Origin of the sequence: Paragemmobacter amnigenus (assembly GCF_009908265.2) — a bacterium.
Taxonomy (GTDB): domain Bacteria; phylum Pseudomonadota; class Alphaproteobacteria; order Rhodobacterales; family Rhodobacteraceae; genus Paragemmobacter; species Paragemmobacter amnigenus.
In genome coordinates this window covers 65098-87363 of sequence record NZ_JAAATX020000005.1, presented here as the reverse complement: position 1 = coordinate 87363, position 22266 = coordinate 65098, and the positions used below count along the sequence as shown (strand labels likewise).

The following is a 22266-nucleotide window of genomic DNA, read 5'->3' as shown; positions in this document are numbered from 1 at the left end:
CCCCCTCGTGGGCCCGTAGCTCAGTTGGTAGAGCAACTGACTTTTAATCAGTGGGTCACAGGTTCGAATCCTGTCGGGCTCACCACTGACTCTTCCGTCATGTCCGGTTTTCCGTGTCGTCCAGCAGGCGCGCCACGATCTCCACGCGCTGGTGCAGCGTGTCGGGCAGCAGGTGCGCATAACGCTCCGTCATCGAGATGTGATGGTGGCCCAAAAGCTTCTGCACCTCGTAGATCGACGCGCCGCGGTTGATCAGCAGGCTCGCATAGGTGTGGCGCAGATCGTGGATGCGCACGTCCTGCATCCCCAGCCGCCGCCGCGCCCTGTCCCATGCCAGATGAAAGCTCTTGTAGGGCTGGCGCAGGCGCGGATTGATGAACAGGTGGCTGTCCGTCGTGACCGGCAGGCCCAGCCCCTCTGTCCGCTGCCGGATCTGCTCCAGCACCTTCGCGGCCGAGCTGGACAGCACGATCCGCCGCGCCCGTCCGCTTTTCGACAGGGGCACGGTCCAGACCATCCGCTGCATGTCGAAATCGCACCACCGCGCCAGCCGCGCCTCGCTGCTGCGCGCACCGGTCAGGATGAGAAGATGGACGAACAGGTCCAGATAGGGATGCTGCTCGCGCCTGCAGGACTCGAGCACCAGATGGATTTCCGCCTCGCCTAGGAATTTCTGCCGGTGATCGCCCATCGGCATCCGCTTGGACACTTTGCAATTCCGCTTCGGCCCGTTCTCGATTTCCCACACCCGCGCCAGATTCAGGATGCGGTTCAGATAGTTGATATGCTTGTTTATCGTCCCGGGCTTGTAGCCACCCCTGCGCTGCCCGATAACCCAACCATCCAGGATTTCGGTGGTAAGAGCCTCCAGCGGAATATCGCCCAATTGCCTGCGCATATGCTTGTTAAAAACCAGCGTATCCAATTCCGGCCGCCGCTTCGTTACGCTGACGAAAGGGGCGTATTTCTCGTCGAAAAATCGTGAAAGCGTAATTGGACTGGCAGCCTCGGAGCCAAAAGAACTGACGAGACGCGAGAAGCGCGGCACACGGAACATCGGTTTTCCTCCCGGACTTTCGACCCGATAAAGCGGATGCTGCGAGCGGGTCTCGGTCAAATCGCTACACGCCCTGCGACGTCGGCTTTCGCAAGATAGTCACAATTTAGAAACGATCTTTAGGGAAGAATAACACCCATCCGTTTAGGGTGTCATCCGAAAAATGGGATACTTTGGTTGGTTAGTTTCAATAACGCATAACAGGTTTAACAAGGAGGTCTAAGTTTTTATAACGGACATGATATTTTAAAAGAATAATATGCCGCTCCCGCTAATACAGGGCGACGCCAATAAAAAGGAGAGAGGGCCTAAACCCTCTCTCCGATTATTAGATCAGAACGACAGGCCGAGGCCGATCGAGTACTGAGCTTGGTCGCCGGCGGTGAAGGCGTCTACATCAGAGCCATAGCCAGCCATTACGACTGCACCACCACCCAGATCATAGTTCGCAGCGAGACCATACGAAGAGTCAGAAGCGCCAACTTCAGGGTCCGTGCTGCCATAGTTCACATGCAGCGACAGTGCGCCAGTGGTATAGGTCACACCAAGCCCGAGGTTGCTGTAGTCGTTGCCTACACCATCAACCGAAGTGTCAGTGTAGCCGAGCGAACCAGAGATACCATTTGCGAGTTCGGCCGAAGCGGAAAGGCCCCAGACATCTGCGCCAGCACGCACGGTAGCTTCGCGATTTTCGACGGCAAACGTAAGCGGGTCGTCCAGCGTGTTCGGGTTGTCACCAGAAACGATAACGGTGCCCGTCTGATAGCCAAGGCCAAGCTTCACAGCCGTCCCTGCCATATCCAGTGAATAGGTGGCGCCGATGCCAACGTTGTCATCCAGCGTGCCGACAGCGGAGGAACCGTTCGAAGCTTGCTCGAGCGAAACGGCAACGCCGAAGTCGCCGAACGAGTATTCGTAACGCAGAACCTGGTTGTCGAACGTTGCGTCAAGACCACCAGCGCCGAAGTAGTTGACGTGCGTGGTGTGATCATCGCCCATCGACGTCAGAGCGCCAGCGTCAGCAACGGCCCAGTCCAGAGCGCCATCGGTGTCGCCCATGGTGATCTTGCCGAAAGCGCCCGAAACGAACACGGTGGTGCCCGAGTCATCGCCGAGACCAACGTTGGTCTCGTCAAGGTCGATACCAGCGCCGAACGACAGTCCTCCGTCGGTTTCGCCCGAAAGAGCGAAACTCACTTCAACGTCCTGATGGAACGTCGCGTCACCAGCGGTCACGCCCAGCAAACGCGCCGTAGTGGCGTTTTCAGAGGACAGGATACCGATTTCCGCGTAGCCCGACAGGGCCACTTCGGCAGCAGCGAAACCAGCGGTGCCAGCCAGCATCGTGGTCGCGAGAAGACTCTGTTCGTCCCCGACAACGGTAGTTTTTACTGTTACCGGAATCTTCTCCGACGTTCACGTCGTCGCCACCACCGCATCCGGCACGATGCCGGACCGCGCGATATAGGCCCGCACGTCGCGCCCCGCGAACAGGCCGTGGTCGGCGACCAGCACCGCCCCCATCCCCGCCGCGCGCCCGCCCAGAACATCGGTGTGCAGCGTGTCGCCCACCATCGCCAACCGCTCCGGCGGCAGGCCCGTCCGCGCGCAGGCGTCGTGGAACCCGTCGGCAAAGGGTTTGCCGTACCAATGCGCCACCACGCCCAGCCGGTCGATCAGGTCATGCGCGAACAGCCCCGGCTCCTGCGACAGCCCATCCTCGCGCGGGGCGACCAGATCGGGATTTGCCACCACGATCGGTATCGGCCGCCGCGCCAGCGCCTCAATCAGCCGCCGTTGCAGCGCGGGCGTCCAGCGGGCTGAGGACAGGAACAGCACCCCGTCCGCCACATCGAACAGCGCGGGGTCCGCCACCGCATCCCCCGCGCGCCCCGGAATATCCCCGAACCCGTCCCCTTCCGCCGCCAACGCCGCCCAATGCGCGCCGGGCATCAGCGCCCCGATCCGGCTGACGGCGACATCGCGGCTGGACACCACCTCGTCCTCGGTAAAGTCGAACCCCAGACGGCGATACTTCACCAGTGCCTCCGCCCGCGTGTAACTCGCCGCATTGGTCAGCACGCACAGCTTCTTGCCCCGCGCGCGCAGCTCCGCCATCCGCGCCACCGCGCCTGCAATCGGCGTCTCGCCCACATTCAGCACGCCGAAGGCATCCAGCACGAACCCGTCCCAGCGATCCGCCACCTCGCCCAGATCGCGCGCAAAGACCGGCTCTGCGGGAAACCGCGCCGCAGGCAGGCGACCCCGCACCGCCTCGTACCGCAGGAACGCAGCCTCCGCGTCCCGCAACTCCTCAGACACTGGAATAGCCCCCTTCGATCATCATCAGCGCGCCATTCACAAGGCCCGAGGCAGGCGAGGCCAGATACAGCGCCATGTCCGCCACCTCCACCGTCTCGCCGAACCGCCGTGCGGGGGTGGCGGCGCGCATCGGCCCGCCCTTCTCCTCCGGCCCCCAGACCGCCCGCCCCATCGGCGTCAGGATCACGGTGGGGCAGATCGCATTCACCTGCACATTGTGCCGCGCCCATTCCGCGCACAGCGATTTGGTCAGCGCGTTTAGCGCCCCCTTTGACGTGGCATAGGCCGCGTGGTCATCCAGCGCGATCACCCCCGTCTGGGACGAGATGTTGATGATCTTCCCCCAGCGCTGCGCGATCATCGCCGGACCCAGCGCCTGCGCCAGCAGGAACGGCGCGCGGACGTTCACCGCCATCGTCTCGTCCCAATCCGCCAGCGAAAGCTCGGTCGCAGGCGCAATCCGCGCAATCGCCGCGTTGTTCACAAGGATGTCGATGGTCCCCCAAGCCTCCAGCGCCTCGCGCGCCGCGTTGACCGGCCCTTCCGCCGTCGCCATCTCGGCCTCGATCACCAGACAGCGCCGCCCCCGCGCCTCCACCTCGCGCTTCACCTCCAGCAATCCGCCCGCATCTCGCGCCACAGCGACGATATCCGCCCCCGCATCGGCAAAGACGCAGGCAATCTCGAACCCGATCCCCTTGCTTGCCCCCGTCACCAGCGCCTTGCGACCGGCCAGCGAAAACCGCCCCTCCCATTCCGCCATCCCTGTCACTCCAGATTCGTATGCCGCGCGCGCATCGCGTCAGGCGCGACGCCCAGCCGGTCGCGCAGCATCAGGATCAGCATCTCGAACACCAGATACTGCGCCCCCTCGAACAGCGACCCCATGGGCAACACGCTTGCCACCTGTGGCCCCGTGTCATCCGCCATCGTCTGCGCCGGAATGACCAGAACGTGGTCGCTGCCCGCAGGCACCGCCGCCTTGGGCTGCGCCGTGACACAGGCCACCCGCGCCCCCGCGCCCCGTGCAACCCCCATCAGCCCCAGCACCGTGGAAAACGCACCCGGCCCCGCGCTGACCACCAGCAGATCGCCCGCGCCGACAGGCGGGCAGGACATATCCCCCACCACATGCGCATCCAGCCCCATGTGATAAAGCCGCATCGCCAGCGCGCGCATCATCAACCCCTCGCGCCCGACGCCGTAACAGACGACGCGCTTCGCGGCCGCCAGCTCCTCCACCATCCCCGCCAGCGCGGCAGGATCCACCCCCGCCGCCGCGACGCGCAATTCCTCTGCCGCTTTCGATACCTGCCCGACGTAGCTCACCCGCGCCCCTCCTTCCGCTGCATGGGCGGAAGCGAGGCTTCCACCGCCGCCTCCAGCATCCCGCATTCGTCCAGCAAATCCAGCACCGTGTAACGGCTCCGTAAAAACCGCGCGTTCAGGGTGGTCCGCCGCAGGTAATCCCGCCCCACCCCGATCTCTGCCGCCTCGGCCGGTGCGCCCGCGCGGTGCAGCATGTCCACCATCACCTCCGGCGCCACCACCTGCGCCCGCAGCCGTTCTGCCAGCACGGGCCAGCCGTCCCGCAGCCGCTCCAGCCGCGCGCGCAGGACGGCGGCGTCGACATGTTTCGCCCGCACCTCCTCGACCGACCGCGCGGCGATCTCGCCGGGGCCAAAGGCCGCATGGATGGCCGCAATCTTCACGCCCAGCGACGGCGCCGCCGCCACCGCCGCGCCCACATCCAGCCGCGACAGGTCCTGCCGCAACAGCCAGTCGAACAGCCGCAGCGACATGACACAGCCCACCGCGACGCAGGCGCCATGGCTGACCCGCTCGCCCCCGAATTTCAGATCATCCATCTCCCACAGATGGGCAATCTGGTGATCCGCCCCCGATGCAGGCCGCGACGAACCGTGCAATTCCATCGCCAGCCCGACCAGCGTCAGCCCCGCGAACAACCCTTCCAGCGCCGCAGGCTCCCCCGCCGCCACCCCATCGGCCGCACCCAGCCAGCCGCGCAACCCGCCCTGCACCAAAGGCCAGGCGACATCATCCACCGCCTCGATCCCCAGCGCATCCGCGATGATCCAGTCGCCCCCCGCAGGCACCTTTCCGGCAAGGTCACCATAGCCCCAGCCCGTCATCTCCGCAGGCGCCGCCGCGATCACATCCAGATCCCCGATCACCGCGCGGGCAGGCAGGCACTGGATCGTCTTCTTGAACCCCTTGTCCGACAGCGGCGCACCGGCCGAGGTATAGCCATCCATGCTCGCCGCCGTGCCGACGCACAGATAGGCGCGCTTCAACGAAAAGGCCGCGTGTTTCACCACGTCGTTGATGACGCCCGACCCCACGGCCACCGGCACCGACCCGTCCACCGCCAGCACGTCGCGCAGCCGGTCCGCCAGATCGACCGTCGGCTTCAGCCGCGGCTTGCCTGCCAGCACATGCCGCCGCACGGCGATACCCGCGGCCACCAGCGATGCCTCCACCGCCGCGCCCGCCGCCTTCCACGTGTTGTCATCCGCGATGATGCAGGCCGGCCCCTCCCCGAACTGCCGCCGGAACAGCGCGCCGGCCTCTGCCAGCACCCCCCGCCCCACCAGCACCTCGGCCACCGTGGCCGACTTCGCCACCGCCCCCGCGATCAATCCCGCCGTCATGCCGCCACGCCCCCCGAAGACAGCGTCACGCCATCCGCGCCGAACAGATGGACACGATTCGCAGGGAAGGAAAGCCCCACCTCCGCCCCGTGATCCAGCGCCGTATCCCCCTCGGCCCGCACCACGACCTGCCCCGCTTCGGTCCGCACATAGAGATAGGCATCCCCCCCCAGCGTCTCGCGCAGCACGACCTTGCCGCCCATGTCGCCCGAACCGGCGGCCACCAGCCCCACATGTTCGGGCCGGATTCCCAGCCGCACCGCGCCCGGCACGGGTGCGGCTGTCCCGATCACCGTTTCCCCGCAGGCGATGCGACCGCCTTCGGACCGGATGTCGAGGAAATTCATGCTCGGCGCGCCGATGAAGCCCGCCACGAACTCCGTCCGCGGGTGGTGATACAGCTCCATCGGGCTGCCCACCTGCTCCACCCGCCCCGCATTCAGCACCACGATCTTGTCCGCCATCGTCATGGCCTCGACCTGATCATGCGTCACGTAGATCATCGTCGCGCGCAGCTCCGAATGCAGCGCCTCCAGCTCCACCCGCATCTGCACGCGAAGTTTCGCATCAAGGTTCGACAGCGGCTCGTCGAACAAAAACACCTTGGGCTGCTTCACGATCGCCCGCCCGATCGCCACCCGCTGCCGCTGCCCGCCCGACAGTTGCGAAGGCTTGCGGTCCAGATAGGGTTCCAACTGCAAGACCCGCGCCGCCTCGGCAATCCGCCTCTCCCTGTCCGCGGGCGCAAAGCCGTTGATCTTCATGCCGAAATCCATGTTCTCGCGTACGGTCATGTGGGGATAAAGGGCATAGGACTGGAACACCATCGCCACATCCCGCTCCGACGGCGCGCGCCCCGTCACGTCCTGCCCGCCGATGGAAACCGTCCCGCCCGAGATCGACTCCAGCCCCGCGATGGACCGCAGCAGCGTGGATTTCCCGCATCCCGACGGCCCGACAAAAACCACGAATTCCCCGTCGGCAATGTCCAGCGAAACCCCGTGCAGCGCCTGCTGCGACCCATAGAACTTGTCCACCCCGACCAGCTTCACCTCGGCCATCCGCCGCCCTCCCGATCCACTTGCGAATTTTTCCCCGTTGACAGGATGCCTCCGCGATACATTTATATGCTAGGCGTTACAAATGGAAGTCAACGGTCCAAAACGCTCAAACCGCTGGGAGGAACAACATGAAGCTCAAGATGCACGTAAGTGCGCTGGCGCTGACCGCGTCCGCACTGGCCTTCGGCACACAGGCCAACGCCTGGTCGCTGGAAGAGGCCGCAAAGCCCTATGCCGGCACGGAAATCGAGGTGCTCTTCCTCGACCGTCCGGGCTACAACGCCGCGATCAAGATGCTGCCGGAATTCGAGGCGGCGACCGGCATCAAGGTGAACTACACCACGGTGCCTTACGAAAACGCGCTGGGCGAACAGGTCCGCGACTTCGCCGCCGGTGGCGACCTCGACGTCGCGCTGATCGACCTTGTCTGGATCGGCAACTTCGCCGAAAACGGCTGGCTGGTGCCGTCCGAAACCTTCATCAACAACGCCGAACTGGCCGATCCCGAACTGGACATGGCCGACTTCTTCCCGCTCGTCCTCGACGCCTTCGGGTCGTGGAACGGCGTGAACTACGGCCTGCCCTTCGACAACTACTCGGGCCTGCTGTTCTACAACCGCTGCATGCTCGAAGCCGCCGGTTTCGACAAACCCCCGGCCACCTGGCAGGAAGTGATGGACACCTACGGTCCCGCCCTGACCAAGGACGGCAAATATGCCTATGCCCTGCAGTCCAAGCGTAACGAAACCCAGTCGGCAGACAGCTTCGCCCGCTTCCTGTGGCCCTTCGGCGGGTCGTTCCTGAACGCGGAATTCAAGTCCAACCTGAATTCGCCCGAATCGCAGGCCGGTCTGCAATTCCGTCAGGACCTGATGAAGTTCATGCCCGAAGGCATCGTCGCCTATGACCATGCCGAAACCGTCAACGCCTTTGCCCAAGGCGACGTGGCGATGATCACCGAATGGTCGGCCTTCTATTCCACCGTCGTCTCGCCCGAGACGTCCAAGGTCGCCGACTGCGTCGAAATCGCCCCCGAACCGACCGGCCCCGCAGGCCGCAAGCCCGCGCTGGGCGGCTTCTCCCTCGCCGTCGCCGCACAGGCGGATGAGGCGGAACAGGCCGCAGGCTGGCTCTTCATCCAGTGGGTGACGTCCAAGGCCAAGGCCGGCCAGTATCTGGAAATGGGCGGCGTCCCCGCCCGCCAGTCGGCCTATGCCGACCCGGCTCTGGCCGAAACCTACAAGTTCATTCCCGCCCTCGTGGAATCGTGGAAGGAAGGCGTGCCGGAATTCCGTCCGCGCTTTGCCGAATGGCCTGCGATCACCGAAATCGTGCAGGAATGGGGCACCAAGATGATGCTGGGTGAAGTCAGCATCGACGAAGGCGCCAAGACCATCGGCGAGAAGATGGAAGCCGTCCTTGCCGAAGCCGGCTACTATGACGGCAAGAAGCCGCTCGCCCAGTAACCGCAAACCTGAGTGACGAGTGACAGTGTACCCAGTGCGCAGCGCCCCTGATCCCTGACAGGACGCGCCACCTTTCCCCGGCCCTCTGCAAAGGGGCCGGGGTTTCCAACCGAAGGACTGCCCCGAATGACCGCTCATGTGCGCCGAAAGACGATCCTCGCCTTTCTCGGCCCCGCTGTTGCCGCCCTCGTCCTCGTGGGCATCGCGCCGCTGCTCTATGCGGTCTGGAAAAGCCTGCACAATTTCAACCTGACGAAACAGGCGCAGACCAAATTCGTGGGTCTGGAAAACTATGCCGCCGTCCTGACCGATCCCGTCTTCTGGCAGGCGATGGGCCGCACCGCGACGCTCTTCTTCATCTCCGTCCCGATCCAGATCGCCCTTGGCCTCCTGATCGCCATCGTCCTGCACCGCCCGGGCCTGACGGTCTTCAAGACCCTCACCCGCCTGTCGCTCGTGCTGCCCATGGCGACGACCTATGCCGTCGTCGGCCTGCTTGCGCAGGTGATGCTGAACCAGAAATACGGCGTCATTAACCAGATGCTGGGCTGGGTCGGCATCGACCCGGTCAACTTCATCGGCGATCCCACCAACGCCTTCATCGGCGTCATCATCTGGGACATCTGGCAATGGACGCCCTTCGTCGCGCTCGTCCTGCTGGCGGGCCTGTCCACCGTGCCCCCCGAAATCGAGGAAGCGGCCCAGCTAGAGACGAAATCCCAATGGCTCGTCCTGCGCTATGTGCAGCTTCCCTTCCTGATCCCCTCGCTCGTCGCCGTCCTCATCCTGCGCACGGCAGACACGCTCAAACTCTTCGACATGCCCTTCACCATGACGCGCGGCGGCCCCGGCTCGGCCACCGAATTCATCGCCGTCCTGATCGAACGCGTCGGCAACCGGCAGTTCGACATCGGCATGGCCTCGGCGCAGGCCATCATCATGCTGGCGCTGACCATCTTCCTCGCCCGCCTCTACATCCGCTTCTTCTACCGCGAGGTGAACTGACATGGCCGCCCCCGTCCAACGCCGCGCCCTCTGGGCCGAAGGGCTGCTCCTCGTCGCGATCTGCGCCTTCTGCATCTTCCCCTTCTACTGGATGGTCACCACCAGCCTGAAGACACAGGTCGTCGCCCTCGAATCCCCGCCCGTCTGGGTCTTCACCCCCACGCTGGCGAACTACTGGGAAGTGCTGTTCGAGGATAAGGTCGGCGTCTCCCTCATCAACTCCATCATCGTCGCCGTCTGCACCACGACCCTTGCCGTCGTCCTCGGCACGCCCGCTGCCTATGCGCTGGCCCGCTTCGAATTCCGCGGCAAGCAGGACCTGTGGTTCTGGTTCATCACCAACCGCTTCGTCTCGCCCGTCGTCCTTGCCTTCCCCGTCTTCCTCATCAGCCGCGAACTTGGCCTGCGCGACACCCACCTTGCGCTGATCCTGATGTATCTGACCTTCACCCTGCCCATCGTCATCTGGATCTGCACCGACCAGTTCCGCTCCATCCCGCGCGAACTGGACGAGGCGGCGCTTCTGGAAGGCGCCTCGCAATGGCGCATCTTCCGCTCCATCTGCCTTCCCCTCGCCATGCCCGGTGTGGCCGTATCCTCGATCCTCTCATTCATCTTCTCGTGGAACGAACTCCTCTTCGCCTACATCCTCGCCCCCAAGGCCGCGAAGACCGCGCCCGCCATGGCCGTCACCTTCATGGAAGGCTATGACGTGCCTTACGGAAAGATCATGGCCACCTCGACCCTGATCGTGATCCCGGTGTTGATCTTCGCCCTGATCGCGTCGAAACATCTGGTGCGCGGCCTGACGATGGGCGCGGTCAAGTAAAAGGAAACGGATGGCCCGCGCCCCCAAACTGCCCCAGATCGACGCCGAACAGCGCTTTCTCGCGCGGGTGGCATGGGCCTATTACGTCGAAGGGCTGACACAGGAAAAGGTCGCAGAAAAGCTCGGCGCGACCCGCCTTCGCGTGAACAAGGCCCTGTCAGAGGCGCATCGCGTGGGCCTTGTCCGCATCACCTTCAACACCGCCTATGCCGCCTGCTTCGACCTCGAACAGGCGCTGTGCGAAAAGTTCGGCCTGCAACAGGCCTATGTCGCCCCCGCCCCCGCGCAGGATGGCGACGTGCAGACGATCACCGGCGCGGCGCTGGGCAATCTTCTGTCCGAAGTGCTGGCCGACCCCGCCGTCAAAAGCTTTGGCATGTCATGGGGCGGCACGCTGAACATCGCCACCCGCTTCCTCGCCGCCATCGAACGCCCCGACCTCGAAGTCATCTCTGTGATGGGCGGCCTGACCCGCGGCTCCGACCTCAACAGCTTCGAAATCACCACCCGCCTTGCCGACCTGATGGGTGCCCAGCACAGCTACTTCACCGCCCCCCTCTATGCAGGCAGCGCCGAAAGCCGCGACACGATCATGCAACTCGACGTGTTCCGCGAAGTGCTGGAGAAAATCCGCCGCGTGGATGCCATGGCCATGGCGGCGGGCGACCTGTCCAAACGCTCGCTCCTCATGCGCGACGCGCTCCCGAGCGGCACCACGATCGAGGAATTGCAAAAGGCAGGCGGCGTGGGCGACATCCTCGGCACCGTGATCGACGCGCAGGGTCGCCCCATCGACCACCCGATCAACGAAAAGGTCATCGGCATCGGCATCCCCGACCTTGCCCGCATCCCCAACGTGATCCTCGCCGCAGGGGGCGCGCACAAGGTGCCGGTCTGCCGCGCCATCCTCGGCCTCGGCCTTGTAAACACCTTCGTCACCGAAGAAGCCACCGCCCGCGCATTGGTATCTGAATGACCCTGACCATCGGCATCGACCTCGGCACATCCGGTGTGAAGGCCGTCATCCTGCAAGACGCCGAAACCGTGCTGGCCGACGCCGCCCAGCCCATCGCCGTATCGATCCCCCATGTCGGCTGGTCCGAACAGGACGCCGACGACTGGGTCGCCGCCGTCTGGTCCTGCCTCGACCGCCTCGCCGCCACCGCCCCGCGCGAAATGGCCGCCGTCTCCGCCATCGGCCTGTCGGGCCAGATGCTCTGCGCCCTTCTCCTCGACAAGTCGCTGAAACCCCTGCGCCCCGCGATCCTGTGGAACGACCAGCGCAGCATCGCGGAATGTGCAGAACTCCTGCAACGCTGCCCCGATATCGGCGGGCGCACCAACGGCACCCCCGACCCGGGCATCACCGCGCCAAAGCTCCTTTGGCTCGCGAAACACGAACCGCAGGTCATGCGCGACGCGCGGATGCTCCTGCTCACCAAGGACTACGTCCGCCTCGCCCTGACCGGAGAGGTCGCCTCCGAACCCACCGACGCAGGCGGCACCCAGTTGATGGACTGCCGCACCGGCACATGGGACCACGACCTCTGCGCGCTGGCAGGCTGGAACCCCGACCACCTGCCCCCGATCACCCAAGCCTGGAAGGCCGCAGGCGGCCTGCGCCCGACCCTCGCCCAGCGCTGGGGAATGAAGCCCAACATCCCCGTGGCCGCAGGCGCGGGCGACAACATGGCCTCCACCCTCGGCGCAGGGGCCGCCCGCCCGGGTGACGCGGTCCTCACCATCGGCACCTCGGGCGTGGCCTGCATCGTGGATGCCACCTTTCACCCCGGCCCCCAGCGCGCCATCCTCACCTCTGCCCATGCCGCGCCCGACTGCTTCCTGTCGATGGGCGTCGTCATGTCCGCCACGGCGGCGCTGGACTGGACCGCCCGCCTCTCCGCCACCACCGCTGCCACGCTGGCGGGCGAGGCCGAGGCGATGGATGAAACCAAGACCGACGCCGCCCCCGTCTTCCTGCCCTGCCTCACCGGCATCCGCACCCCCGCCAACCGCCCGCAGGCCACAGGCCGTCTCGAAGGCCTCCACCCCGGCGTGGACCGCGCGATGATGGGCTATGCCACGATGGAAGGCGTCGCCTTCCAGTTCGCCGACTGCATCGCCGCCCAGCGCGAGGTCGGCGCGATCCCCCACCGCTTCATCGCCGTGGGCGGCGGAACGCGGTCGACCCTCTGGACCACGCTCATCGCCACCGCCATCGGTGAACCCGTGGCCCTGCCTGCACGGTCAGACATCGGCGGCCCCGCCGGCGCCGCCCGCCTTGCCGCCGTGGCGGCGGGCGCCTCGACCGACGTCCTCTCCGCCCCCCTGCCCATGCGCGGCACCGTGGACCCCGACCCCGCGCTGGCCCGCCGCCTCGCCACGCGCAAAGCCCGCTTCGACGCACTGGTGGAAAGCGCAAGGCGCGGCTAGCCTGCGCGCATGAAACTCACCACCTGGAACATCCAATACGGCTTCGGCGCGGACGGCCGCTATGACCTGACCCGCATCGCCGACACGCTCCGCCCCCGCGACCTCATCGCGGTGCAAGAGGTCGACCGCCACTGGTCCCGCACAAACCACGACGACCAGCCCGCGATCCTGTCCGAACTCCTCCCCGACCACCACATGGTCTACGCCCCCGCCTTCGACATGGCCCTCCCCGGCGAGAGAACGAAACGCCGCCAGTTCGGCCCCCTCATCCTCTCCCGCTGGCCCATCCTGTGGTCCCGCACATGGCCCCTGCCGAAACGCCGCATGCTCGACCCCATCAACACCCAGACCGCCGCGCTCGAGGCCGTCATCGACCACCCCTCGGGCCCGATCAAACTCCTCAACCTCCACCTCGCCCATGTCGGCGTGGAAGAACGCCTCGACCAGATCGCCTTCCTGCAACACGTGCTCGCCAACCCCGCCGCCGAAGGCGGACCGTGGAGCGGTACCGACGACGAACCCTCCCGCAACTGGACCGAAGGCGAAACCGAACCCCCCAACCCGACCCGCGCCATCTGGGCGGGCGATTTCAACATGGAACCCCGCAGCGCCGAATACCGCGCCCTGCTGGGCGAAACCCCCTACCACCCCGGCGCGCGCTATGCCCACGGCCTGACCGACCCCGCCGCCGGCATGGGCCTGCACACGCATGAAAAGGTCATCGCAGGGCAAACCCGCCTCCGCCAGCTTGACCACATCTTCCTGACCCCCGACCTCGCCCCGCTGGTCACGAAGGTCTGGACCGACACCACCAACCCCGCCTCGGACCACTTCCCCCTGCATATGGACCTGACCCTGTAGGGCGGGGTTCACCCCGCCTCCCGCCCAAGACGGGGTCAACTCTCCGCCCTACAGCCCATAGCAAAAGGGCGCACCCTCCGGCGCGCCCCCTCCATCCCGTCGGGCGGGGTCCACCCCGCCAAGCCAACCCTCAGAACGCCAGCGCCCGATCTCCGCCTGCATCCTTCACGCGGTTCGGCAATCCCATGACATTCAGCAGGTTAATGAAGGGCTTGGGGTCCAACTCCTCGACATTCACCATCGTCCCCACGTCCCACACACCCTCTGCCAGCAACAGCGCGGCCGCCACCGGCGGCACGCCTGCCGTATAGGAAATCCCCTGCGACCCGACCTCGGCAAAAGCCTCCGCATGGTCCGCCACGTTGTACAGCATCACTTCCGCGGGCTTGCCGTCCTTCACCCCCCGCGCAATCGTCGCGATACAGGTCTTCCCCGAATACCCCGGCGCCAGCGAGGCCGGATCCGGCAGCACCGCCTTCACCACCTTCAACGGCACGACCTCCAACCCCTCTGCCGTTTTCACCGGCTTTTCGGACAGCAGGCCAAGGTTCTTCAGCACGGTGAACACGTTGATGTAATGGTCGCCAAACCCCATCCAGAACCGCACATCCGCCTGCGGATAGCGCGCCGACAGCGAATGCACCTCGTCATGCCCCGTGAGGTAAGCCTTCTGCTCGCCGACCACCGGCATGTTCCAGACCTTGCCCACCTCGAACATGCTGTTCGATTGCCACGCCCCGCCCTGCCAGGAATAGACCGTCCCCGTGAACTCTCGGAAATTGATCTCGGGGTCGAAATTGGTGGCGAAATACTTGCCGTGCGATCCGGCATTGATATCGACGATATCGATCGACGTGATCTCGTCGAGGAACTGGTCCTCCGCCACCCGCGCCCAGGCATTCACCACACCGGGATCGAACCCCACGCCCAGAATGGCCGTCACGCCCGCCGCCTTGCACCGCTCCCGCCGCTGCCATTCGTAATTGCCATACCACGGCGGCGTCTCGCAGATCTTCGTCGGGTCCTCGTGGATGGCGGTGTCCATATAGGCCACGCCCGTCTCGATGCAGGCCTCCAGCACCGGCATGTTGACGAAGGAAGACCCCACGTTGATGACGATCTGCACCCCCAGCCGCCGGATCAGCGCCGCCACCGCCGCGCTGTCCATCGCGTCCACCGCATGGGCGGCAAAGACGCCGGGCACCTTCATCGCGCGCTTCTCATGCACCGATGCGATGATCGCCTCGCATTTGCCGACCGTGCGGCTGGCGATATGCAGATCGCCCAGCCGGTCATTATGCTGCGCGCATTTATGCGCCACGACCTGCGCCACACCGCCTGCGCCAATGATCAAGACGTTGCGTTTCATGCAAAACACCCCCTTCAGGAAGGGCCGGATCAACCGGCAGTATCAGCCGAGATTTCCGGCAAAATCGGCATAGCCGAACTCGCGCGCGACGGTCATGGACCCGTCCAGCTCCTTGATGACGATGCTCGGCATCTTCACCCCGTTGAACCAGTTCTTCTTGACCATCGTGTATCCGGCGGCATCCGCGATGCTCAGCCGGTCGCCCACATTCAACGGCGCGGGAAAGTTGAACTCGCCGAAGATATCCCCCGCCAGACAGGATTTCCCGCAGATCATGTAGGGGTGGTCGCCCTCGACCTCCATCTTCCCCGAAATGCGATAGATCAGCAGGTCCAGCATATGCGCCTCGACGCTGCTGTCGACGATCGCCAGATCCTTCCCGTTGTTCAGGATATCCAGAACCGTCACCTCAAGGCTCGCCGCCCCCGTGATCGCGGCCTCGCCCGGTTCCAGATAGACCTGCACCCCGAACCGCTCCGAAAACGCCCGCAGCCGCGCGGCCAGCCTGGCCACCGGATAGCCCTCGCCCGTGAAATGGATGCCACCGCCAAGGCTCACCCATTCCAGCCGCGACAGCAGCGCCCCGAACTCCTCCTCGATCCGGCCAAGCTGCCGGTCGAACAGGTCGAAATCCGCGTTTTCGCAATTGTAATGGATCATGAAGCCGGAAATCCGGTCCATCACCCGCTCGATCTTGCCCGCATCCCACTCGCCCAACCGCGAAAACGGCCGCGCCGGATCGGCCAGATCGAAGCCGCTGGTCGAAAACCGCGGGTTCAGCCGCAGCCCCCGCGCGATGCTGGCCGACTGGTTGTCGAACCGCTCCAACTGGCCCACGGAATTGAAGATGATCTTGTCGGCATAGCCCACCGCCTCGGCGATCTCGTGCTCGGGCCATGCCACGGAATAGGCATGCGTCTCCTTGCCGAACTTCTCGCGCCCCAGCCGCAATTCATAGAGGCTGGATGACGTCGTCCCGTCCATATGTTCGCGCATCTGGTCGAAGACCGGCCATGTGGCAAAGCATTTCAGCGCCAGCAGAACCTTCGCGCCCGATCCGGCCCGAAGCTCGTCCATGATGGCCATGTTGCGCGACAGCTTCGCCCGGTCGATCAGGTAGAACGGCGTCTGGATCATTGCGGAATCCCCCCCGGGTCCAAAGGGAAACAGGAACGGCGCTATCTAGGCCCAGACCCCCCCCTGCGCAAGCCCAATGCAAAATCCTTCTGCGAAGGATTTTGCCCCGATCTTTCTGCGAAAGATCGCGCCACCCCGCCCCGTCAGGTCCAAATCTTCGCAGAAGATTTGCCCCAAGGATTTTCGCCAGAAAATCCTTCCCCCCCGTGGGACCACGGATCGATTCGCGTGGCATGGTTAACGACACCGCACCCCACCGTGCGTATGTACAGTCTGCGGTACAGCCGTCGGCACAAGCGCCGGTACGACCGCCTTTCCCGAAACCCTACCGTAAACACAGCGTTCCCAAAGGCTTAGACCATCCGGATCGCATCCTTCCCGACGGCCAGCACATAACCCCGCCGCGCGATCGTCTTGACCAGCAGCTCGCTCACCAACTGGTTGCCCAGCGCATCCCGCAGCCGCTTCACCCGCGTCGCCCCTGCCGCCTCGTCGCAATCCGCCTCGCTCCGCCCCGAGATCACCGCCTCGATCTGCGCGCCCGTCAGCACCTCGTCATCCATGCGCGCCTCGGCCAGCACGGACAGCGTCTCCAGCGCGGCCTCGGTCAGGGAAAACTCCATGTCGTTGATATAGACCGCCCGCCCCTCGCGGCTGATCAGCAGGCTCGCCACCTGTATCCCCGACCGCTGGATCGCCGAAATCCGCCGGTTCAGCGCGATGATCGTCACCAGAAACACCAGCGCCGCCAACAGCAGCGCGGTGGAAAACACCAGCAAGACAAAGATCACCATGCGGTAGGACGCCAGCACCTCGGAAAACGCCGTCCCCGATTGGGCGAGGATTTCCAGCAGCTTGATATCCGCGAAACTGGTCAGGTCGTCATTCTCGACGAACAGCCGTTCCACCCGCGCGTTGAAGGCATTGGCATCCGGCAGGTTCAGGAACAGGAACACCGCCGCACCCAGAAGGATGGCGACGATCGCCGCGATCCCCCAGCCGACAACCCTGTTCCCCGCCTTCAGGCTCTCAGAAGCGGAGGAAGTATTCTCCTGCACTCGATTTCCTTTCCCCAAGCCCCTCGGGGCCAAAGACCGACAGCACGTTCAACAGCGTCCAGCCACCCGCCGCCAGACGGGGGGCAAGCTCGCCCTCGGCCGCGCCGGGGCCACCGGCGCAGGCAGAATCACTGACCCGCGCCACGCCATAATGCAGGCGCAGCGGATCGTCCTGCTTTGCCTTGTAATCGGCAAAGCACTCGGCAGAAGCCTGCTGCCCAAGGGCCAGCAGCACAACCGCAGCAAGGATAAGGCGCGTCATCGGGGAACACCTCCGTTCATGCCGACACTCTGCCCGCGCCCCGCGCGCTAGGCAATGACAATGCCCCGCAGCGGGGGTTTATGCGGCCTGCTATCCCATAACAGCCTGTCGTTATTGCCTGTCCGGACGGCCTTCCCGCAGCCTGACCGCATCGAACCAACCGGCGCCCCGCCGCACCGGACCACATGCAGGAAACAAGGAGGCCCACCGATATGTACCGCTCGGAAACGCTGGCCGAAACCATGGTCATCACCTCGAACCTCCCGCGCCCCGCGGCCGTTCCGGCGCGGGAAATCAGCCGCCGCCTGATCGCGCTGGTCGCCGCCGCTGCCACCGCGCTGGGCCTTCTGGCAGGCTCCGCCGTGCCCGCCCGCGCCGACAATGACGATCTGGCCAAGGCGCTGGCCGCGCTCGCCATCGTGGGCATCATCGCGCATCAGGCCAACAAGAACCGCCCGCGCGTCCAGCCGCAGCAGCCCTATTATCCCCCGCAGCCCGCCCGCGCCCCCCGCGTCCCGTCGGTCTGCGCCATCGAGATCACGGGCAACACCGGCACCGCCACCGTCTACGGCGAACGCTGCCTGCGCGACGAAGGCTTCGACTGGCGCCTGCCGCAGCATTGCGCACGCACGGCGCGCATCTACGGCCAGAATGACCGGATCTACTCGGACCAATGCCTGCGCGATGCAGGCTTCCGGGTGGGCGGCTCCCGGTACTGACCACCGGGCCGCATCACGGGCGCGGCTGTCCCTTGCCAAGGCCGCACCCGCTCTGGGGGTGGGAGGGTGAGCAGCTCCTACCCCCGCCTTTTTTCCCGTTTCCCGCCGCGCCGCCTTGGGCTAGTCCTTGGCCCATGCCGCCCGTTCCGCCCCCCTCCTTCGCCTATGAACAAGCCGCCATCGACCGGGGCCTCACCCTTGTCGTGGGCGTGGACGAGGTGGGCCGCGGCCCGCTCGCGGGGCCCGTCACCGCCGCCGCCGTCCGGCTGGACCCGCAGAACATCCCCCCCGGCCTTGCCGATTCAAAGGCGCTGACCGCCGCCCGCCGCGACGCGCTCTATGACGCCATCCTGTCCTGCGCCGATGTCTGCGTCGCCCATGCCAGCGTCGAGGAGATCGACACCCTGAACATCCTGCGCGCCAGCCATCTGGCCATGGAACGCGCCGTTCACGGACTGGCAACGAAGCCGCATCATGCTTTCATCGACGGCAACATGATCCCCCGATCGCTCGCCTGCTCTGCCGAAGCGATCGTGAAGGGCGACGCGCTTTGCCTGTCCATCGCCGCCGCATCCATCGTGGCAAAGGTCACGCGCGACCGGATCATGGTGGATTTGGCGCAACAGCACCCCGGCTACGGCTGGGAAGTGAACGCAGGCTACCCGACTCCGGCCCATCTCCAGGCGCTTCTAGATTTGGGAATTACCCCACACCATAGGCGTTCGTTCAAGCCCGTCCACAATATCTTGTATCAAGAAGTTTCCGTAACTAATTGATTCAAAAAAGAATTTGACGGCGAATCGGTCCTGACTCATCTTTGTGTCCAACAAGAACGGCGCAGCAAGCGACCGACACGAGGCAGAGATGACGACGAAGACCAAGGCAGCAGAGGCGGCACCGCTTCCGCTCAACCAGATACTTGACGGCGATTGCATCGCGGTGATGAACAGCCTGCCCGCAGGCTCTGTCGACCTGATCTTCGCGGACCCCCCCTACAACCTGCAACTGAAGGGCGAACTCCACCGCCCCGACAATTCCAAGGTCGACGCCGTCGACGACCATTGGGACCAGTTCAGCAGCTTCGCCGCCTATGACGACTTCACGCGCCAATGGCTTGCCGCCGCGCGGCGCCTGCTGAAACCCAATGGCGCGATCTGGGTGATCGGCAGCTACCACAACATCTTCCGCGTCGGGGCCGCCCTTCAGGACGCGGGTTTCTGGATGCTGAACGACGTGATCTGGCGCAAGTCGAACCCCATGCCCAACTTCAAGGGCAAGCGTCTGACCAACGCCCACGAAACCCTGCTCTGGGCCAGCCGCGACGAAGCCGCCAAATACACCTTCAACTACGAAGCGTTGAAGGCGCTGAACGACGGCGTGCAGATGCGGTCGGACTGGGTCATCCCGCTCTGCACCGGCCACGAACGGCTCAAGGACGAAAACGGCGACAAGGCCCATCCCACGCAAAAGCCCGAGGCGCTTCTTCACCGCGTCCTCGTCGCCACCACCAATCCGGGCGACGTGGTTCTGGACCCCTTCTTCGGCACGGGCACCACGGGCGCGGTGGCCAAGATGCTGGGCCGCGACTTCATCGGGATCGAGCGCGAGGAAAGCTACCGCAAGGCCGCCGCCGCCCGCATCGCCCGCGTCCGCAAGTTCGACGCTTCGGCGCTGGAAATCACCGGATCAAAGCGCGCCGAACCCCGCGTTCCCTTCGGTCAGGTGGTCGAACGCGGCATGCTCCGCCCGGGAGAGGAGCTGTTCTCTATCGGCAGCCGGTTCAAGGCCAAGGTGCGCGCCGACGGTACGCTGATCGGCAATGACGTGAAGGGTTCGATCCATCAGGTCGGTGCCCATTACGAAGGCGCGCCGTCCTGCAACGGCTGGACCTACTGGCACTTCAAGCGGGACGGAAAGATGATCCCCATAGACATCCTGCGCCAGCAGATCCGCGCCGAGATGGAGGCCGATCAGGGCCGCCCGCACTGATCAATCCGAAGATTTAACGTTTACGCCTGCACCGTGGTCCGCCCGCGGTGCCACTGCCCCGCCATGTCCGCATGGCGGGGTCTTTTCGTCAGCGGTCGTCCTTCGGGATGATGCTGATCCCGCCGCCCACTTCCAGCACGGCGCAATCGATCTGGTCCAGCCGCTTCAGCCCGTGCTTGTCCCGCGCGGATTCCAGCACGTCCCCGATATCCACCCGCGCCCGCCGCAGCGTAGCCCAATCCACCACCCCGTCCGACACCAGAACCGACGGCGCCCCGTCGATCACCAGCGCCAACCGGGGCGACCAGGATTTCACATAGCTCAGCCCCACATCCACCGCCGCCAGCGTTACGATCACGATCAGCCCGTTGGTGACCGAGAAGTCGTCCCCCAGCAGCGCCTGATCCGTCGTCTCGGCAATGATCAGCAGCAGGAGAAAGTCGAAGGCCGTCACCTCGGCCATCGTCCGCCGCCCCGATAGCCGCGTGACGACCAGAAGCACCAGATAGACGGCCACCGCCCGGAATACGCTGTCCATTGCCTCACCTCATGGCAGGATCAGGCTGCGCAGCCCGACCCCCGCGCCATTGACCACCACCTGCGCCCGCATCAGCCCCGCCTCCCGTGCGCGCAGATAAAGCCGCACCCGATGCGGCGCGGTCCCGACCGTGTCGAATTGCAGGGCCAGCCCGTCCCCCGCCGCGACCGACCGCAGTGGCGGCGGGACGATCCCCACCACTTCGTAATGCGCCAGAAACCCGCCCCCGATGGCCAGCAGATGCCGCCCCGCCCCGATGCCAAAGGCCACCTCCATCAGTGCCGTCTCGCCCCGCCGCGAAAAGCGCGGTGCCTCGACCAGCGCGGCACCGGCCCGATGCTCGGCCACCGCCAGCCACCCCCCGCGCCCCGTCAGCCCCGCCAGCGCCATCCCGATCACCAGAGCAAAGCCCGCCCACCCGATCCGCTCGGCCCGCCAGAAGAGTCGCTGCCAGTCGGGATGGTCGTCCAGTTGCAACCCGTCCGGACGGATCGGCACCTTCACCCTTGGTTCATCGGTCATGCGCATCCTCCGCCCTTCCGTGAACAGCGCCCGCCCGCGCGACTGGTTCCCCCCGTCCCGCCCCGCGGAACCATCAGCAAAGCGTGGCGCGCAGATCACGGAAAGTTTTTGTACGATACCGTTCATTTATATATTGCATACGCCACCGTTCAGTATATCTATTAGCCATGACGAAACGAACCGCAGGCAAGACCATGTGCTGATCCGAACATTCCCGCAGACTGCTCCCTGACGGGGCCAAGCCGCCCCGCAAAGACTGAAAACACCGCATCGCCGTACCGCTGGCCGGGCAGACCCCTGCACGGAACGGAGGATGCATGTCCAAAGACCGACACTCCCGTTGAAAGGGGAACCATCATGATCCGCAAATTCGCAACCTCTGCCCTGATCCTCGCCGCACTGGCCGGTGCCGCCTCGGCCTCCAGCGTCCAGCCGGGCCTGAATGCGGGCGACGTGCAACTCGCCCTCAGCGCCGGTGTGGAACCGGGCCGCTACTCCCGCGCCGAACTGATCAACATCACCGAAGCGCGTCAAAACGGCGACACGGCGCGCCTCGACTACTTCCTGTCCGGCACGAACCGGACCTCGGGTTCCGACCTGAACGCCCCCGGTCTGGCGCAACTGGCCGCACTGGCCGGTGTCGAAGCCGGCAAATACACCGCGGCCGAGCTTCAGCGCCTGATCGAGGCCCGCGCCGATGGCGACACGACGGAAGAGCGTTTCATCCTCTCGGGCGCGAACCGCAAGGCGGCGAACCCCGCAGAAGTCGTCACCCCCGGCGAAGCTGCCCTTGCCGCCGCCATCGGGGTCGACCCCGCGCAATACACCTTGGCAGAGCTCGTCGCCCTGCAACCGCATGACGACTGATCCGCAAAGCCAGCCAGCGGGGCGGCCGGTTGCCAAGGTGCGACCGGCCGCCCCTTTCCGCATGGGATCATGGCCATGACTTGTTTCGGAACCGATCCG

The 22266-nt window shown here is 65.3% G+C and carries 23 protein-coding genes and 1 tRNA gene; 11 read left to right on the top strand and 13 right to left on the bottom strand.

The window, feature by feature from the left end; genetic code table 11:
• Nucleotides 1–9 precede the first annotated feature (9 nt).
• Nucleotides 10–85, top strand: a tRNA-Lys gene (locus GU927_RS08145).
• A 12-nt stretch (nt 86–97) separates the two neighbouring features.
• On the opposite strand, the gene GU927_RS08140 is transcribed toward GU927_RS08145, so the two are convergent.
• The 7 genes from GU927_RS08140 to GU927_RS08110 form a co-directional block, all read right to left on the bottom strand.
• Nucleotides 98–886 carry a tyrosine-type recombinase/integrase gene (locus GU927_RS08140; RefSeq protein ID WP_217765562.1) on the bottom strand — a complete coding sequence of 263 codons (789 nt, stop codon included), beginning with the start codon at nt 884–886 and terminating at the stop codon, nt 98–100.
• A gap of 504 nt (nt 887–1390) precedes the next feature.
• The gene (locus tag GU927_RS08135; protein WP_161761871.1) at nt 1391–2401 is read right to left on the bottom strand and encodes a porin; all 1011 of its coding nucleotides are present in this window, start codon (nt 2399–2401) and stop codon (nt 1391–1393) included.
• 72 nt (nt 2402–2473) lie between these two features.
• Nucleotides 2474–3379, bottom strand: a complete 906-nt coding sequence (locus GU927_RS08130) for an HAD-IIA family hydrolase (protein ID WP_232489162.1) — start codon at nt 3377–3379, stop codon at nt 2474–2476.
• Nucleotides 3372–4142 (bottom strand): SDR family NAD(P)-dependent oxidoreductase, encoded by a 771-nt coding sequence (locus GU927_RS08125; protein WP_161761870.1) that lies wholly within the window; start codon nt 4140–4142, stop codon nt 3372–3374. The genes GU927_RS08130 and GU927_RS08125 overlap by 8 nt, the downstream gene beginning before the upstream one ends.
• Before the next feature lie 5 nt (nt 4143–4147).
• Nucleotides 4148–4708, bottom strand: a complete 561-nt coding sequence (locus GU927_RS08120) for an SIS domain-containing protein (RefSeq protein WP_161761869.1) — start codon at nt 4706–4708, stop codon at nt 4148–4150.
• Nucleotides 4705–6051, bottom strand: a complete 1347-nt coding sequence (locus GU927_RS08115; RefSeq protein ID WP_161761868.1) for a sn-glycerol-1-phosphate dehydrogenase — start codon at nt 6049–6051, stop codon at nt 4705–4707. The genes GU927_RS08120 and GU927_RS08115 overlap by 4 nt, the downstream gene beginning before the upstream one ends.
• On the bottom strand, nt 6048–7112 hold the full coding sequence (locus tag GU927_RS08110) for an ABC transporter ATP-binding protein (protein ID WP_161761867.1): 1065 nt from the start codon (nt 7110–7112) through the stop codon (nt 6048–6050). Before GU927_RS08110 ends, GU927_RS08115 begins: the two co-directional genes overlap by 4 nt.
• A gap of 128 nt (nt 7113–7240) precedes the next feature.
• On the opposite strand from GU927_RS08110, the gene GU927_RS08105 reads away from it, so the two are divergent.
• From GU927_RS08105 to GU927_RS08080, 6 genes are all read left to right on the top strand, one after another.
• On the top strand, nt 7241–8578 hold the full coding sequence (locus tag GU927_RS08105) for an ABC transporter substrate-binding protein (RefSeq protein WP_161761866.1): 1338 nt from the start codon (nt 7241–7243) through the stop codon (nt 8576–8578).
• A 126-nt stretch (nt 8579–8704) separates the two neighbouring features.
• A complete protein-coding gene (locus tag GU927_RS08100) occupies nt 8705–9583 on the top strand; it encodes a carbohydrate ABC transporter permease (protein WP_161761865.1) in 879 nt (292 codons plus the stop codon).
• A gap of 1 nt (nt 9584) precedes the next feature.
• Nucleotides 9585–10412, top strand: a complete 828-nt coding sequence (locus GU927_RS08095; protein WP_161761863.1) for a carbohydrate ABC transporter permease — start codon at nt 9585–9587, stop codon at nt 10410–10412.
• Between the two features lie 10 nt (nt 10413–10422).
• Nucleotides 10423–11388, top strand: coding sequence for a sugar-binding transcriptional regulator (locus tag GU927_RS08090; RefSeq protein WP_161761861.1), 966 nt, complete (start codon nt 10423–10425; stop codon nt 11386–11388).
• A complete protein-coding gene (gene xylB / locus GU927_RS08085; protein ID WP_161761854.1) occupies nt 11385–12845 on the top strand; it encodes a xylulokinase in 1461 nt (486 codons plus the stop codon). The genes GU927_RS08090 and xylB overlap by 4 nt, the downstream gene beginning before the upstream one ends.
• A 9-nt stretch (nt 12846–12854) precedes the next feature.
• The gene (locus tag GU927_RS08080) at nt 12855–13706 is read left to right on the top strand and encodes an endonuclease/exonuclease/phosphatase family protein (protein WP_161761853.1); all 852 of its coding nucleotides are present in this window, start codon (nt 12855–12857) and stop codon (nt 13704–13706) included.
• Nucleotides 13707–13836: 130 nt separating this feature from the next.
• Here GU927_RS08080 and GU927_RS08075 read toward each other — a convergent pair whose 3' ends face one another.
• The 4 genes from GU927_RS08075 to GU927_RS08060 form a co-directional block, all read right to left on the bottom strand.
• Complete coding sequence (locus tag GU927_RS08075) at nt 13837–15075, bottom strand: saccharopine dehydrogenase family protein (protein WP_161761852.1); 1239 nt, start codon at nt 15073–15075, stop codon at nt 13837–13839.
• A 42-nt stretch (nt 15076–15117) separates the two neighbouring features.
• Nucleotides 15118–16212, bottom strand: a complete 1095-nt coding sequence (locus GU927_RS08070) for a carboxynorspermidine decarboxylase (protein WP_161761851.1) — start codon at nt 16210–16212, stop codon at nt 15118–15120.
• Between the two features lie 353 nt (nt 16213–16565).
• On the bottom strand, nt 16566–17270 hold the full coding sequence (locus GU927_RS08065) for a winged helix-turn-helix domain-containing protein (protein WP_161761850.1): 705 nt from the start codon (nt 17268–17270) through the stop codon (nt 16566–16568).
• Nucleotides 17242–17532 (bottom strand): hypothetical protein, encoded by a 291-nt coding sequence (locus GU927_RS08060; RefSeq protein ID WP_161761849.1) that lies wholly within the window; start codon nt 17530–17532, stop codon nt 17242–17244. The genes GU927_RS08065 and GU927_RS08060 overlap by 29 nt, the downstream gene beginning before the upstream one ends.
• Nucleotides 17533–17744: 212 nt before the next feature.
• Here GU927_RS08060 and GU927_RS08055 point away from each other — a divergent pair, with 212 nt between their 5' ends.
• The 3 genes from GU927_RS08055 (at nt 17745) to GU927_RS08045 (ending at nt 20240) form a co-directional block, all read left to right on the top strand.
• Nucleotides 17745–18251, top strand: a complete 507-nt coding sequence (locus GU927_RS08055) for a hypothetical protein (protein ID WP_161761848.1) — start codon at nt 17745–17747, stop codon at nt 18249–18251.
• 134 nt (nt 18252–18385) lie between these two features.
• The gene (locus GU927_RS08050) at nt 18386–19027 is read left to right on the top strand and encodes a ribonuclease HII (RefSeq protein ID WP_161761847.1); all 642 of its coding nucleotides are present in this window, start codon (nt 18386–18388) and stop codon (nt 19025–19027) included.
• 88 nt (nt 19028–19115) lie between these two features.
• Nucleotides 19116–20240 carry a site-specific DNA-methyltransferase gene (locus GU927_RS08045; protein WP_161761846.1) on the top strand — a complete coding sequence of 375 codons (1125 nt, stop codon included), beginning with the start codon at nt 19116–19118 and terminating at the stop codon, nt 20238–20240.
• An 88-nt stretch (nt 20241–20328) separates the two neighbouring features.
• On the opposite strand, the gene GU927_RS08040 is transcribed toward GU927_RS08045, so the two are convergent.
• Nucleotides 20329–20778, bottom strand: a complete 450-nt coding sequence (locus tag GU927_RS08040; protein WP_161761845.1) for a DUF421 domain-containing protein — start codon at nt 20776–20778, stop codon at nt 20329–20331.
• Nucleotides 20779–20787: 9 nt separating this feature from the next.
• Nucleotides 20788–21300: a hypothetical protein gene (locus GU927_RS08035; protein ID WP_161761844.1), complete on the bottom strand. Its 513-nt coding sequence runs from the start codon at nt 21298–21300 to the stop codon at nt 20788–20790.
• A 357-nt stretch (nt 21301–21657) separates the two neighbouring features.
• Between GU927_RS08035 and GU927_RS08030 the strand changes: the two genes are divergently transcribed.
• Nucleotides 21658–22167 (top strand): hypothetical protein, encoded by a 510-nt coding sequence (locus tag GU927_RS08030; protein ID WP_161761843.1) that lies wholly within the window; start codon nt 21658–21660, stop codon nt 22165–22167.
• Nucleotides 22168–22266: the final 99 nt, after the last annotated feature.

What these genes read in the sequence shown, in the direction of transcription:
- GU927_RS08055 (WP_161761848.1), top strand. Translation starts at nt 17,745, where the DNA reads ATGTACCGCTCGGAAACGCTGGCCGAAACCATGGTCATCACCTCGAAC.
- GU927_RS08095 (WP_161761863.1), top strand. Translation starts at nt 9,585, where the DNA reads ATGGCCGCCCCCGTCCAACGCCGCGCCCTCTGGGCCGAAGGGCTGCTC.
- GU927_RS08105 (WP_161761866.1), top strand. Translation starts at nt 7,241, where the DNA reads ATGAAGCTCAAGATGCACGTAAGTGCGCTGGCGCTGACCGCGTCCGCA.
- GU927_RS08075 (WP_161761852.1), bottom strand. Translation starts at nt 15,075, where the DNA reads ATGAAACGCAACGTCTTGATCATTGGCGCAGGCGGTGTGGCGCAGGTC.
- GU927_RS08030 (WP_161761843.1), top strand. Translation starts at nt 21,658, where the DNA reads ATGATCCGCAAATTCGCAACCTCTGCCCTGATCCTCGCCGCACTGGCC.
- GU927_RS08060 (WP_161761849.1), bottom strand. Translation starts at nt 17,532, where the DNA reads ATGACGCGCCTTATCCTTGCTGCGGTTGTGCTGCTGGCCCTTGGGCAG.
- GU927_RS08045 (WP_161761846.1), top strand. Translation starts at nt 19,116, where the DNA reads ATGACGACGAAGACCAAGGCAGCAGAGGCGGCACCGCTTCCGCTCAAC.
- GU927_RS08100 (WP_161761865.1), top strand. Translation starts at nt 8,705, where the DNA reads ATGACCGCTCATGTGCGCCGAAAGACGATCCTCGCCTTTCTCGGCCCC.
- GU927_RS08070 (WP_161761851.1), bottom strand. Translation starts at nt 16,212, where the DNA reads ATGATCCAGACGCCGTTCTACCTGATCGACCGGGCGAAGCTGTCGCGC.
- GU927_RS08050 (WP_161761847.1), top strand. Translation starts at nt 18,386, where the DNA reads ATGCCGCCCGTTCCGCCCCCCTCCTTCGCCTATGAACAAGCCGCCATC.
- GU927_RS08135 (WP_161761871.1), bottom strand. Translation starts at nt 2,401, where the DNA reads ATGCTGGCTGGCACCGCTGGTTTCGCTGCTGCCGAAGTGGCCCTGTCG.
- GU927_RS08035 (WP_161761844.1), bottom strand. Translation starts at nt 21,300, where the DNA reads ATGACCGATGAACCAAGGGTGAAGGTGCCGATCCGTCCGGACGGGTTG.
- GU927_RS08110 (WP_161761867.1), bottom strand. Translation starts at nt 7,112, where the DNA reads ATGGCCGAGGTGAAGCTGGTCGGGGTGGACAAGTTCTATGGGTCGCAG.
- GU927_RS08080 (WP_161761853.1), top strand. Translation starts at nt 12,855, where the DNA reads ATGAAACTCACCACCTGGAACATCCAATACGGCTTCGGCGCGGACGGC.
- GU927_RS08115 (WP_161761868.1), bottom strand. Translation starts at nt 6,051, where the DNA reads ATGACGGCGGGATTGATCGCGGGGGCGGTGGCGAAGTCGGCCACGGTG.
- GU927_RS08040 (WP_161761845.1), bottom strand. Translation starts at nt 20,778, where the DNA reads ATGGACAGCGTATTCCGGGCGGTGGCCGTCTATCTGGTGCTTCTGGTC.
- GU927_RS08125 (WP_161761870.1), bottom strand. Translation starts at nt 4,142, where the DNA reads ATGGCGGAATGGGAGGGGCGGTTTTCGCTGGCCGGTCGCAAGGCGCTG.
- xylB (WP_161761854.1), top strand. Translation starts at nt 11,385, where the DNA reads ATGACCCTGACCATCGGCATCGACCTCGGCACATCCGGTGTGAAGGCC.
- GU927_RS08090 (WP_161761861.1), top strand. Translation starts at nt 10,423, where the DNA reads ATGGCCCGCGCCCCCAAACTGCCCCAGATCGACGCCGAACAGCGCTTT.